The sequence below is a fragment of the Deltaproteobacteria bacterium genome (assembly GCA_016933965.1).
Classification (GTDB): domain Bacteria; phylum Desulfobacterota; class Syntrophia; order Syntrophales; family UBA2210; genus JAFGTS01.
Map to the genome: position 1 here is coordinate 16159 of JAFGTS010000018.1, position 13289 is coordinate 29447.

At 56.9% G+C, this 13289-nt stretch carries 11 protein-coding genes; all 11 read right to left on the reverse strand.

Annotation, left to right across the window (positions count from 1 at the left end):
• Window positions 1–5: 5 nt before the first annotated feature.
• Window positions 6–857, reverse strand: a complete 852-nt coding sequence (locus JXO48_04060) for an FtsQ-type POTRA domain-containing protein (GenBank protein MBN2283045.1) — start codon at window positions 855–857, stop codon at window positions 6–8.
• Window positions 847–1770, reverse strand: a complete 924-nt coding sequence (murB, locus tag JXO48_04065; GenBank protein ID MBN2283046.1) for a UDP-N-acetylmuramate dehydrogenase — start codon at window positions 1768–1770, stop codon at window positions 847–849. Before murB ends, JXO48_04060 begins: the two co-directional genes overlap by 11 nt.
• A complete protein-coding gene (locus JXO48_04070; GenBank protein ID MBN2283047.1) occupies window positions 1767–3140 on the reverse strand; it encodes a UDP-N-acetylmuramate--L-alanine ligase in 1374 nt (457 codons plus the stop codon). The genes murB and JXO48_04070 overlap by 4 nt, the downstream gene beginning before the upstream one ends.
• A gap of 26 nt (window positions 3141–3166) precedes the next feature.
• Window positions 3167–4276: an undecaprenyldiphospho-muramoylpentapeptide beta-N-acetylglucosaminyltransferase gene (gene murG, locus JXO48_04075; GenBank protein MBN2283048.1), complete on the reverse strand. Its 1110-nt coding sequence runs from the start codon at window positions 4274–4276 to the stop codon at window positions 3167–3169.
• Entirely contained in the window at window positions 4273–5427 is a 1155-nt protein-coding gene (gene ftsW / locus JXO48_04080) for a putative lipid II flippase FtsW (protein ID MBN2283049.1), read from the reverse strand. Before ftsW ends, murG begins: the two co-directional genes overlap by 4 nt.
• A complete protein-coding gene (gene murD / locus JXO48_04085; GenBank protein ID MBN2283050.1) occupies window positions 5411–6799 on the reverse strand; it encodes a UDP-N-acetylmuramoyl-L-alanine--D-glutamate ligase in 1389 nt (462 codons plus the stop codon). Before murD ends, ftsW begins: the two co-directional genes overlap by 17 nt.
• Window positions 6800–6809: 10 nt before the next feature.
• A complete protein-coding gene (locus JXO48_04090; GenBank protein MBN2283051.1) occupies window positions 6810–7889 on the reverse strand; it encodes a phospho-N-acetylmuramoyl-pentapeptide-transferase in 1080 nt (359 codons plus the stop codon).
• A 165-nt stretch (window positions 7890–8054) separates the two neighbouring features.
• Entirely contained in the window at window positions 8055–9482 is a 1428-nt protein-coding gene (locus JXO48_04095; GenBank protein MBN2283052.1) for a UDP-N-acetylmuramoyl-tripeptide--D-alanyl-D-alanine ligase, read from the reverse strand.
• A gap of 2 nt (window positions 9483–9484) precedes the next feature.
• The gene (locus tag JXO48_04100) at window positions 9485–11008 is read right to left on the reverse strand and encodes a UDP-N-acetylmuramoyl-L-alanyl-D-glutamate--2,6-diaminopimelate ligase (GenBank protein ID MBN2283053.1); all 1524 of its coding nucleotides are present in this window, start codon (window positions 11006–11008) and stop codon (window positions 9485–9487) included.
• A gap of 5 nt (window positions 11009–11013) precedes the next feature.
• Entirely contained in the window at window positions 11014–12999 is a 1986-nt protein-coding gene (locus JXO48_04105; protein MBN2283054.1) for a transpeptidase family protein, read from the reverse strand.
• Entirely contained in the window at window positions 12996–13286 is a 291-nt protein-coding gene (gene ftsL, locus JXO48_04110) for a cell division protein FtsL (protein ID MBN2283055.1), read from the reverse strand. Before ftsL ends, JXO48_04105 begins: the two co-directional genes overlap by 4 nt.
• Between the last annotated feature and the right edge of the window lie 3 nt (window positions 13287–13289).

Genomic DNA, 13289 nt, shown 5'->3' on the forward strand with positions numbered 1-13289 from the left:
CTTCCCTAAATATCCCTCTCCCGTACCCCCTTGGGATCCGGATGAACCCGTGCGTGCCCCTGAGCAACGGTAACCCGTGCAGGATTCGTCAGGTCGATCCGTGCGTATGATGACCCCGAGTCACCCCGGACGGCAAGATCGGCAAGCACTTTCCTGAGCCGGAAGAACGTATCTTCATATCCATCAAATCCGAGCTGGAGGACCAACCCGTTGTCTGTGTACAGGGTAAAACCGAACCGCTCATCCACCTGAATTTCAGATACATGCTCGATCTGTGGAAACGACTCGCGGGCGCTGAGACACCGCATCAGGCTGTAACATTTCCGAACCAGGGCCTTGTCGGCCACTCCCCTTTCAAGAATACCGGTAAGCACCGGCAGATTAACAGAGTCATCGCTTTTCAGTCCCTTGAACACTTCGCCCTCCCGGTCCAGGATAAAGAGGCTCCCTTCTTTGCGGATCAGAGCCGCCGGTTCCCGCTCGACGATCTCAATGATCAGCCTGTCGGGAAATTCTCTCCCCACCGACACGTCCTTCACCCAGGGGTTCGCCTTTACCTGCCGCTCCATCTTTGAAGGATTGATCCGCAGTATATTCATGGAAGGAACGATGCCTGCCCGTTCGATAACTTCCTGCTCACTGACGTGACGGCAGCCCCTTACTTCGGCGTCATGCAGACGGAACAGCGTGGCGCACATGGCGAAATTATAGAAATATACCAGGAGGAGCGCGATGACGGCGGAAATGCCGATGAGGGTCACCGTCTTCATCACTTCCCCGGTGATCTTCTCCTTCTGCCGTTGCACCCGGTATTTTTTCGTCTTCACCGATGCTCTCAGCGACCGCTCAACCTTCATCACCCACCACCCTGACTTCCGGTTCAAGCAACACCTGTGTTTTCCGAAAGACCTCGTCACGCACCAGTTCGATGAGGGATGTTACATCCTTTGCTCTCGCCCCACCGATGTTCACGATGAAGTTCGCGTGCTTTTCCGATACCATGGCGTTTCCCACACGCCGTCCTTTCAATCCCGCTTCCTCAATCAGTTTGCCGGCGGGCCTTCCCGCCTGATTCTTGAATATCGATCCCGCGCTTTCATACTGGACCGGGTGTTTCGATTTTCGCTGCATGAGGATTTCCGAGATCCTGGAGGCGATCTCGTCTCTCCGTCCCCGCCGCAGAATAAATACCGCTGCCGTCACGATCATACCGTCCGGGATATCGAGGTTCCGGTACTGAAAGTCCAGGTCCCGGCGGGCCACTTCGTGTTCCGTACCGTCACCGTCAAGAAGGAACACGGAATGAACGACGTCTTTCATTTCCGTTCCCCAGGCCCCGGCGTTCATTCTGACGGCCCCTCCCGCGCTGCCCGGTATGCCGGCGCAGAACTCCATTCCCTCAAGGGAATGATCCAGGCAGAACGAAACAAGCCGCAAAAGGGGAACTCCCGACTCTGCATGGAGGTACTGGTGGTCGTTTCCGGCACCCTGCAGGCGAAGACCGTCGAATTTCCGCAGCGATATCAGGACACCCTGGTACCCCCCCTCGCGGACGATGAGATTCGTGCAATTGCCCACGGGCAGAAAAGAAACCCCCCGCGATCCAAGGAACCGGAGCATTTTTCCCAACTCCTCCCTGTCAGCGGGAAAGGCGAGGGCATCGGTTTTTCCCCCCACCCCCATGGACGTGTGACGCTCCATGGGCTCATTGAACAGCACCCGGCCGGGAAGGATCTCTTCGATCGTCTGTTTTACCGAAGCTTCGATCACGACATTTCTCCTGGCTCAAGAAACTTCTTGCCCACGGCCCAGATATTTCCCGCACCGAGGGTCATGATGACGTCACCGCTTTGTGCCACGGTCCGCAGATAGGCAACGATGTCATCAAAGTCGGAAATATATCTTACGTCGGTCATCCCGGCCTCCCTCATCCGGTCACTGAGGTTCCGGGAATTGACCCCCTCGATCGCTTTCTCACTGGCAGCGTAGATGTCCGTCAGGACCACCATATCGGCATCTGAAAAAGCACCGGCGAAGTCATCGAACAGGGCCTGGGTCCTTGTATAGCGGTGCGGCTGAAAAACGACGATAATACGGCTTCGCCATGCTTCGCGGGCCGCGGCGAGGGTCGCCCTGATCTCCGTGGGGTGATGCCCGTAATCGTCGACCACCATGACGCCCTCTTTTTTCCCCCGCACTTCGAGGCGACGTTGAACACCGCTGAACGCCGCCAGGCCTTTCTCGATGGCACGATAATCCATATCGAGTTCCCGTGCCACGGCGATCGCAGCCAGTGAATTGTAAACATTGAACATTCCAGGAACCCGCAACGCCATGTCGCCAGCCCGTTCCCCCCTGCAATACAGGGTATAGGAAGAGGCAAACCCGTCGAAGCTGATGTCGGTCGCCTGAAAATCGCATGCATCGGAACAGCCGTATGAAATGATTCTTCGTTTGATCTGGTGAAGGATATCCGTGACATTGGGATCATCGGCGCAGAGGATCGTTGAACCGTAAAAAGGAACAGTATTGGCAAAGGCGGCGAAAGCCGTCTTGATGTCGCCCATCGTTGGATAGTGATCGACGTGTTCCCTGTCGATATTGGTGATGACCGCCACGGAGGGGGATAATTTCAGAAAGGAACCGTCGCTTTCATCGGCTTCCGCGACAATGATGTCACCGTCACCGAGCCGGGCGTTTCCGCCGATACTTGCCAGTTTACCTCCGATGACCATCGTCGGGTCCAGCCCCCCTGATGCGAGTATGGTGGCGATCATCGATGTGGTGGTGGTTTTCCCGTGGCATCCTGAAACGGCGATTGAAAATTTCATCTTCAGAAGCTCCGAGAGCATTTCGGCCCGGGGAATAACGGGAATGCTCCTTTTCCCGGCTTCGACCACTTCCGGGTTTCCGCCGTCTATGGCGGAGGACACGACCACCACATCGGCCGCTTCCAGGTTTTCCGCGCTGTGCCCGTAGAACACACGAACACCAAGTGCTTCCAGCCGCTCGGTCGTATCCGACCGGGCGATGTCGGAACCGCTGATGTGATAGCCGAGATTCAAAAGGACCTCCGCGATACCGCTCATGCCGATCCCGCCGACGCCGACGAAAAAGATGTTTCGGACCTTCCTCCTCATAAAATCACGTTCGTTACTGGTCGTGTTCATACCCTTCCCTGACCCATCAGCGTCATCGACGCATCGACGATATCGACGGCGGCATTGCGGTTTCCCAGCGATGCCGCTTGTTCTTCCATCGTTTCAAGTTCTTTGCTGTTGCGCATAAGCGTTTCCACTTCTCTCATGAGCCGACTGCCGCTCAATTCTCTTTCCGTGACCATGCGGGCGGCCCCCGCCGCCGCGAGTATCTCGGCGTTCCGGGTCTGGTGGTCCCCCGCCGCGAAGGGATAAGGGACGAGGATCGCCGCCTTTCCGCTCGCCGTTATTTCCGCCAGAGAGGTCGCGCCCGCGCGGCAGATGAGGAGGTCCGCCCGTTGATAGGCACCGGCCATATCGGTGATAAAGGGCAGCACTTCGGCATTGATTGAGCGTTCGCGATAGACCTCCTGAAGTCCTTCGAAATCCGCTTTCCCCGTTTGATGAACGATATGCAGTTCATCAAGCAGCGGGCCTGCCTGCTCAAGAAACTCCGTGACCGCGCGGTTTATGCTCGACGCACCCTGACTGCCGCCGAAAATGAGAAGATTGAAGGGGCGCCGCTCCCCGCGTTTTCCGCCTGTCAAAGAGAGAAATCCCGACCGGACGGGGTTTCCCGTAACAAGCGATTCTTTCCCGGGAAAGAATCGCTTCGTTTCTGAAAACGAGAGGAACCGCAGATCGGTCATCTTTCCCAGTATTTTGTTGGTGAGCCCCGGCTGAGCGTTCTGTTCGGCTATTGCCGTCCTCATACCCATGAGAAGGGCCGTCAGTACCGCCGGCCCGGACGCGTAACCGCCGACACCAATGACCATATCAGGCCGGAACGAGCCGAGGATCGCCCGTGACTGCACCATGCTTCTTGGAATCTTTGCTGCACTGCTGAGGGCCCGCATGATCCCTTTCCCCTTTATCGCCTCTACGTCGATATATGCGATGCCGAACCCCGCATCGGGGACGGCCGTTCTTTCAAATCCCCTGCGTGTTCCCACAAAGAGTATCCGGTTGTTCTCGTTCCTTCTCCTGAATTCCTCGGCGATCGCCAGCCCCGGGAACACGTGCCCGCCGGTCCCTCCACCGGCGATCACGACGCCCACGACACGGGCATTCCCCTTCATGTCAGCACCTGTACCGTTACCTTCGGTTTTTCTTCTCCTCCCTGTGAAGAAATATTCAGCAGTATCCCGACGAGGGCCATTGAAATGATGAGAGAGGTCCCGCCGTAGCTCAAAAAGGGGAGTACCAGCCCCTTCGTCGGTATCAACCCCATGACACCGGCCATATTGATGAACGCCTCCAGGGCGACGATGGTGGTAAGACCCGCCGCCAGGAGACTCCCGAAAAGGTCCCGGCAATGAAAGGAGATCATGAATCCCCGTATGATAAAAACGGTAAAGAGCAGAACCACGGCGAAGACTCCGAGGAAGCCCGCCTCCTCGCCGATGACCGAGAGGATGAAGTCCGTATGCGGCTCGGGAAGATAAAAAAGTTTCTGCATACTGTTCCCCAGCCCGACACCGAAGATACCGCCGGATCCAAAGGATATGAAGGACTGAATGATGTGAAACCCGGCCCCCTGGGGATCGTCCCAGGGATTGAGGAAGGTCATTACCCGCTTGAGCCGGTAGCTTTCATGGAGCACCAGGATCACACCGATGGGGATCAGCGCCGCGAAGAATCCGGCGAGATATATGATCCTGCTTCCCGCCAGGTAGAACATGGTGACCACGGCGGCCGCCATGATGACGGCGGTTCCGAAATCGGGCTGCCGCAGCACGAGTATGAGGATGATGCCCGTCACGATGAGGGGCACGGGAAAGAAACGGGTGAATTCCTTCCGGTGTTCCCTTTTTTTATCGAGGTAATGGGCCATGAAAATGACAAGAGTGATCTTTACCACCTCGGAGACCTGGAAGGAAAATCCACAGACCCGCAGCCACCTCGTCGCCCCCTTCACGGTGATGCCGAGTCCGGGAACCATGAGCAACACAAGCAGAACGACGGAAAGAATTATGCCGCCGTACGCCACATATCTCAGGTAGCGGTACGACATCTTCGACAGGAAGATCATCACGACAAACCCGAAGAGGAGAAAGCTCAGCTGTTTCTTCAGAAAATAATAGCCATCGCCGAATTTCTCCTGGGCGACTATGGAACTGGAGCTGAAGATCATGACCGTACCGACGATGAGCAGCAACAGCACTGCCATGAGCAGGATGGGATCGCTCCCGTTCTGATCATTATTTTTGATATCAGCGACGGGATTCATCTCGGCACCTGCTTTCCTGTTCCAACAACCGTGCGAGAAGCACCTTGAAACGGTCTCCCCGCTCCTCGTAATTTCTGAACTCATCGAAACTCGAGCATCCCGGGGAGAGCAGCACCACTTCTCCCGGAGCGGCAGCGTTGAAGGCGGCCTTCACGGCATCATCGAACCGCTCGCACATGTGCGCGGCCGTATCATCCCCGAAAAGCCCCTGAAGCGCATGCCGTGCTTCACCAAAAAGAACGAGTTTCTTCACTTTTTCACTGATCAGGCGGCCCAGGACCGTCCCGTCACCCCCCTTGAACCGCCCCCCCATGAGCAGGACGACCGGCCCGGAGAAGCTTTCCAGGGCCCGCACCACGGCATCGATGTTCGTCCCCTTCGAATCATTGTAATATCGAACGCCGTCGACCGCCCCGGCGAATTCCAGCCGGTGGGGCAGACCTCTGAATTTTCCCATCCCCGCGAAAACCGCCTGAGGCGGGCAACCGCACCAGCGCACCGCCGCGAGGGCGGCCATGACATTTTCCAGATTGTGCCGTCCCGGAAGGATAAACTCGTTTAGAGGGTATTTTTCCTCCGCTCCATCGGGCCCGGTATAAAGGATGGTTCCTTCCGCGAGAGAGGCTCCCCTGTTCAATCGTGCCGACGAGCTGAAGAAGACGACCGTGGACCGCAGCCGTTTGGAAAGGGCCTCCGAAAGGGCTTCATCGGCGTTCAGGACCGCCGCATCGGATGCATCCTGGTTCTGAAAGATACGCTCTTTTATCGAGCGATACTCGTTCAATGATTCATGGTAGTCCATATGGTCGGGTGTCACGTTGAGCAGGACCGCAACGTGGGGGTGAAAGGAGCGGGCCCATTGAAGCTGAAAACTGCTGATCTCCGCCACCAGGAAGTCATAGTCATCCTGGTTCTCGACACACTCGATCAAGGGGTTCCCGATATTGCCGCCCACGAACACCCGTTTCCCCCACTCGCCGAGCATGGCGCCGGCCAGCCGTGTCGTGGTCGTTTTTCCGTTCGTCCCGGTAATGGCAATGATCGGCCTTCGTATGAACCTGCCCGAAAGTTCGATCTCACTTATGACGGGGATCTCTCTTTTCAGGGATTCCACAAGCAATGCGTTTGCAGGAAGAATACCGGGCGATGGAACCACGCAATCGATCCCGGAAAGGCAGCGGGTATCATCATAGTAGGCCGTTTCGACGGTTATCCCATACTCACCTATCCGGGCGAAGGCTTCCTGCAGTTCCACGGCCGGTTTCTGATCGGTGACGACGACACGGGCACCCCGACCCGCGAGGAACCGTGTCACCGCGACACCCGTTTTCCCGAGTCCTATCACCAGTACTCTTCGGCCGTTCAGTTCCATAGCCCGCCCCTTATCTGAGTTTCAGCGTGCTGATGGCAACGAGGGCAAGGATAATGGAAATAATCCAGAACCTGACGATAACTTTCGGTTCCGGCCACCCCTTAAGTTCAAAATGATGGTGGATCGGGGCCATCCTGAAAACCCGTCTTCCGTTCGACACCTTGAACCAGCCGACCTGGAAGATGACGGAGACCGTCTCTATGACGAATATACCTCCCACAATGGCAAGCAGTATCTCCTGTTTCGTCAGGATCGCCATGGTACCCAGGGTCCCGCCAAGGGACAGCGACCCCACATCACCCATGAATATCTGTGCCGGATAGGCGTTGTACCAGAGAAACCCGAACCCTGCCCCCACCATGGCACCGCAGAAAACGGCAAGCTCCCCCGTCCCCACGATGTACGGTATCTGCAGATAGGAGGCCGTTTTTATATTTCCCACGAGATAGGCGAAAAGAAGATAGGTGGCGAAACAGATGGTGGCGGGCCCGATGGCAAGTCCGTCAAGCCCGTCGGTGAGGTTCACCGCGTTCGCGGCGCCGACGATGACAAAGGTCGAGAAGATGATATACCCCCAGCCCAGATCGGGCAGGATCATCTTGAAGAAGGGGATCGTCAGGTTGGAACTGAACCCCGGTTTCAGGTAGAGCACGACGCTTACCGTCAGGGCTATGACCGTTTCCGCCAGCAGCTTCAGAATTCCCGGAACCCCTCTGCTGCTGTGGTTCTGCAGTTTTCTGATATCATCGACGAAGCCGATGAGCCCGAACCCGATGCAGACGGCGAGGATGATCCACACATACTCCACGTCAAGCCGCGCCCACAGCAGTGTCGAGACGGAAACGGCGAAAATGATCAGGATTCCCCCCATGGTCGGGGTCCCCTTTTTTTCGTAGTGGGAGTTCGGACCATCCTCGCGGATCGGCTGACCAACGCGGAGTGAACGGAGCCATTCTATCATGAATGGTCCGAGGATGAAACTGAGCACCAGCGCCGTTATGACGGCGTAGATGGTCCTGAACGTAATATAGCGAAATACATTGAAGTATGAGATCGTATCGCTGAACGGATACAGGAGGTGGTAGATCACCGCTCGTTCCTTCCCCTTTTTCCATGCATGGACATGACACTATAAATTTTTGAATTGATAGCACATTATATAGTGTATTGCAATAGGTTAATACACTATATATGGTGTTTTTCAGGGAATTTATCCCCTTTTTGTTCCTTCTCCCACCTGCCCGGACGATTTGTTTCATCGGTTGAGCTCGGCAGGTCCGATCGTTTTCAGCAGGGCATCGACGAATTCTTCCATTCTCAGCATCCGCGAGCCCTTTATGAGGATCCAGTCCCCTGCCGTTACATACCGGGCGAGATCACGTGCAACAACTGCCGGGTCCCCGGCCGGTGATATCCCTTCCTGCTTCATACCGCCGCGAAGGGCTCCGGCCGTAACGGAACCGGTGAAATCACCACGCAGATACACCCGGTCAACGCCGGTCGATGCCAGATATCTGCCGATCTCTTCATGCATCTCGGGCGCTCTGTCACCGAGTTCGAGCATATCACCCAGGATGACGACCAGCCTTCCGGCCCCTTTTCTTTCCCTGAGCGCGCGAAGCGCTTCCCGCACCGACGCGGGATTGGCGTTATATGAGTCATCTATCAGAAAAGCGCCGTTTTTCAGGCTTCGGACCGTCATGCGGCCCTGAACCGGGCGGTACCGGGCAAGTCCCTCACAGATATCGTCGAGGGGTAGTCCGGCGCACCATGCCGCCGCTGCGGCGGCGAGCGCGTTGGAGACCTGATGGACCCCGAGGGCGTTCATGGTGACGTTACGTTCAGCCTTTCCCATACGAATCGTGAACCGCATCGAATCGACCGCAACCGCTTTAATGTCGACTGCCCGCAGGAATGCCTCGTGTCCGACTCCGAACGTTACCTGAGGGATGTCAAGTATCTCTGCGATAAGCGGCGTCGCGGGATCATCGGCGTTGAGAACCGCCCGTCCCCGTCCACGCATGTGGAGAAAGAGGTCCGCCTTTTCATCCCTGACGACGTCGATGGTTCCCAGGCCCTCAAGATGCGCGGGACCGATATTGGTAATGACGCCGATATCGGGCTCGGCGATGTCCGTCAGCCGGGCGATCTCCCCCCTTCTGTTGGTCCCCATTTCCAGAATGACCAGTTCCTGTTGTTCATTCATCTGGAGAAGGGTAAGGGGTACACCGATAAGATTATTATAGTTTCCGGGCGTTTTATGGACATGAAATGCCGAAGATGCGACGGCGGCCGCCATTTCCTTCGTCGATGTCTTTCCAGAGCTGCCCGTTATGGCTATGACGGGAACGGTGAACCGCTTCCTCCAGAAATGTGCGATGTCACCCAGGGCGTTCAAGGTATCGGGGACCGATATCATGACGGCATCCGCGTCTCCATCGTCAGGTGGTCTCCGGCCCGTTCCGATAAGAGATCCCGCCGCACCCTTTCGGAGCGCCTCATCGACAAAATCATGGCCGTCATACCGGTCCCCGGAAAGCGGAATGAACAGGCACCCGGGCAGGATGTTCCGGGAATCGGTGCAAACCCCCGTAAACTCGTCTCCCGAACGCCCGCGCAGAAGGGAGCCGCCGGTGATCTCCACAATTTCCGCCGTTGTAAGGAATCCGCGCCTTCCGGCCATCGTCAGCCCCCTTTCCGGGGGCGTTCAGCGAGATACTCCCGGGCGATGATCCGGTCATCGAAGAAGGTTTTCCGTTCCCCTATTATCTGATAATCCTCATGACCCTTGCCGGCGATGAGCACGATGTCTTCGGGACCGGCAAGCATGACGGCCGTTGCGATGGCGGTCTTCCGGTCAGGGATGACCGTGTATGCCCGTCCCCCGGAAACGTCGCCGAGCATGCCCGGATCGCAGCGGCGCACCTGCCGATCCTCCATGATCCCCCGCTCGATATCTTCAATGATGACCAGCGGGTCCTCCCGGCGCGGATTATCGGAGGTAACAATGGAAATATCGCTCAGCTCCACAGCCGCCCTTCCCATGAGGGGCCGTTTCGATCTGTCGCGGTCCCCCCCACAGCCGAAGACGGTGATGATCCGGCGGAGCCTGAATTCCCGAAGAGTTTCAAGCACCTTGCGCAGCGCATCCTCAGTGTGGGCATAATCAACGAGAACGACGGGGTCGTCCGGGCCGCTGACCCGTTCGATGCGTCCGGGTATGGTCCGCACCGCCTCGATGCCCCGTCGGATGGACTCCCCCGGGATATCGAGAACCGCGGCCGCGGCCGCGGAAGCTATCATATTGTAAAGATTGAACGCTCCGATTAACGGCGAGCGGACCCGCCATAGCTCTTTTCCGGCACTCATGTCCGCTTCGGTCCCGTCGATGGAAAGACGAAACCGCAGAACGGCGGCATCGGCGTCACCCGCAAAGCCGTAAGTAAAGACCTTTTTCCCCGTATCGGCGATAAGCCGTTTTCCCCAGGGGTCGTCCGCGTTGACGATCATCTTTCCCGCACCGAGGATCTCGGTGAAAAACCGTTTTTTCGCCTCGTAATAGGATTCCATATCATGATGGTAGTCGAGATGATCCTGGGAGAGGTTCGTGAACAACCCCGCGTCAAACACGCAATCGTCGATCCTCCCGAGGTCGATGGCATGTGAAGAAACTTCCATGACCACATGGGTAACGCCCGCGTCGGCCATTTCACGCAGTATCTTCTGAAGGTCTATCGATTGGGGCGTCGTGTACGGTGCCGGCAAAAGGGTCGTTCCATACCGATAATTGACGGTCCCGATAACCCCCACGGAATGACCGGCTTCCCGCAGAATAGACTCAAGCAGATAGGTAACGGTGGTTTTCCCGTTCGTACCGGTGATCCCGATCAGTGTCAGCGCTGAAGTTGGATCCCCGTAAAAAACCTTTCCGAGTATTCCAGGGACATGCCGGACGTCTTCGACCAGGATGGTCGTCACACCCGGCGGAACCGCCGGCTTCTTCTCGCAGACGATGTAGCGCGCACCCCGTGCCACCGCGTCCGGTATGAAATCATGGCCGTCCTGACGGAATCCCGGCAGGGCAATGAACAGGAAATTTTCACGGCATTCCCTGGAATCATAGGCCAATCCGGACACCCCGCCGTCGGCGGGACCGGTCAAGCGAATAACGTCGATGTTCTCCAGCAATCGACTCAATTTCACTGTCATGATCCTCAAAAACCATCATCAAACGCCACCAGGCAGGAGGTTGCCGGTTCAATTGCCGTTCCCGGCTCCGGTTTCTGCGCAACGGCCCATCCACTCCCGGAAATTTTCAATTCGATTCCCAAACGGCGGGTCAATCTCACCACTTCCCGCATCGACATGCCCCTGAAGTCGGGTATTACCGACCCGTTCACCTCTACGAGGGTGGAGACGGCGGGAACGGCAGGAACGGCGGCGGCGTTGAGGATATTGAATTCTTCGTTCTCCGCAGCCGCTTCAACTTTTCGTATTTCAATATCACGGTCGATGCAGCGCAGTATCTGTTCCGATATGTTCCTGAACACCGGGGCCGCCGCTACCCCGCCCCAGCGATTATGCCGTGGTTCGTCGAGAACGACGCATATCACCATGCGCGGGGCCTCGGCGGGGAAAAATCCCATGAAGGATGTCATCACCTTGCGTCGCGAATACTGCCCCGTCTCCCGGTCGAATTTCTGCGACGTTCCGGTCTTTCCGGCAACGGACACACCCGAAACACGGGCCCGTGCTCCCGTACCGTCTTCTTCTTCAACGACATTTGTCAGGAGTGTCGTGACCCGCTCGGCCGTTACCGGTGAGATGACGCGCCTGACCATTTCGGGCGCATATTCCTCTATCACGCGGCCCTGCGAATCGACAATGCCCCGTACAACGTGCGGTTTCATAAGAACGCCATGATTGGCGATCGCTGCGTATGCCGTCACCAGCTGGATGGCCGTCACGGATATTCCCTGTCCGAAGGACATGGTCGCAAAATCGATGTCACGCCATCGTTCGGGCCTGCGAAGGATACCGGACACCTCTCCGGGTACGTCTATGCCGGTCCGGGAGCCGAAGCCGAAACGGGTGATGTATTCGTAGAACTTTTCCTTTCCCAGCCGTTCCGACACTTTCGCTATGCCGATGTTGCTCGAGTATTTGAGCACTTCACCAAGGGTCAATTTATCGTGCTTTTTCATCTGAGCTTCGTGAATGGTTCTTCCACCCACATAGTAGGCACCGTTCTCGCAGTCAAACACATCCGTTTCCCCGGCAACCCCTTCTTCGATCGCGGCGGCCACCACGAAAGGCTTGAAAACAGACCCCGGGTCGAAACAATCCGTCACGGCGCGGTTTCTGCGGGCATCGGGGCCGCATCGCGACACCGCGTTCGGATTGAAATGGGGATAGTTGGCCATGGCCAGGATCTCTCCGGTCCGGGGATCCATCACAATGGCACAGCCGGCGCGCGCTTCGTTCTTCTCGACGGCCTGTTGCAGTTGAAGCTCGGCTATGTACTGGATCTGCCCGTCTATGGTAAGGATCAGGTTACAGTTCCCGTTTTCCGTATCGGCAACGGATTCTTCATTCAGGTACATCCGTGCGCCCCGGGCATCCCGCAGCCATGACGCCTTCCTGGGTGTTCCGAGCAGTTTGTCGTTGTACTTCAGTTCAATGCCTTCCCGTCCCTCCGAATCGATATCGACAAAGCCGATGAGATGACAGGCAAGGTCCTTCTGCGGGTAGTACCGGTCGGGTTCCTGAAGAAGGTGCACACCTTCGAGCTTCAGGGAGCGTATTCCCTCGGCCTCGGCGGGCGTCACTTTTCTTTTTATCCAGCAGAACCTCCCTGAACCGGAAAGTTTCGCCGCGATTTCTTCTTTCTCCAGGTTGAGGAACGATGACAGCGATTCGGCCGTTCTCGAGGCATCGGCAACGTGCAGGGGATCGGCATACACGGAGTCGGCGAGGACCGTCGCGGCCAGCTTTTCACCATTCTGATCCAGGATCAGCCCCCGCTCCGGCGGCAGGGTGATGGACATGCTCTGCTGCCGGTCTGCCCGCGTCTTGAGAAAATCCCCCTGGAGCACCTGGAGCTGGAAGGCACGGGAAACAAGGGCAACACAGAGCACGACAAAGAAGACCAGCACGGTGGCTATCCTGAAGCGAAACCATTTTCTGTCCTTGCCGGTCATTTGATGAAACGTACCTGCTCTTTCCCGGGATATTCCATTCCCAGTTTTTCCCGCGCCGTCGCTTCTATGCGATGCGGTGACTTCAGCGTCGCTATCTCGATCTTCAGGCGGCGCGTTTCTTCGAGAAGCCTGTTCTGCCGGTCCATCTCCCCGGCGATCCGGTAATTGAGCCTGGTGATATCGAGATGGAACCACACGTAAACGAGCACGGTCAGCATGGATATCATCGCGAAAACGATGAGGTGCGACGATTGGAGACCGATAAATGTCTTGTCCTGTTTCGCCATGCT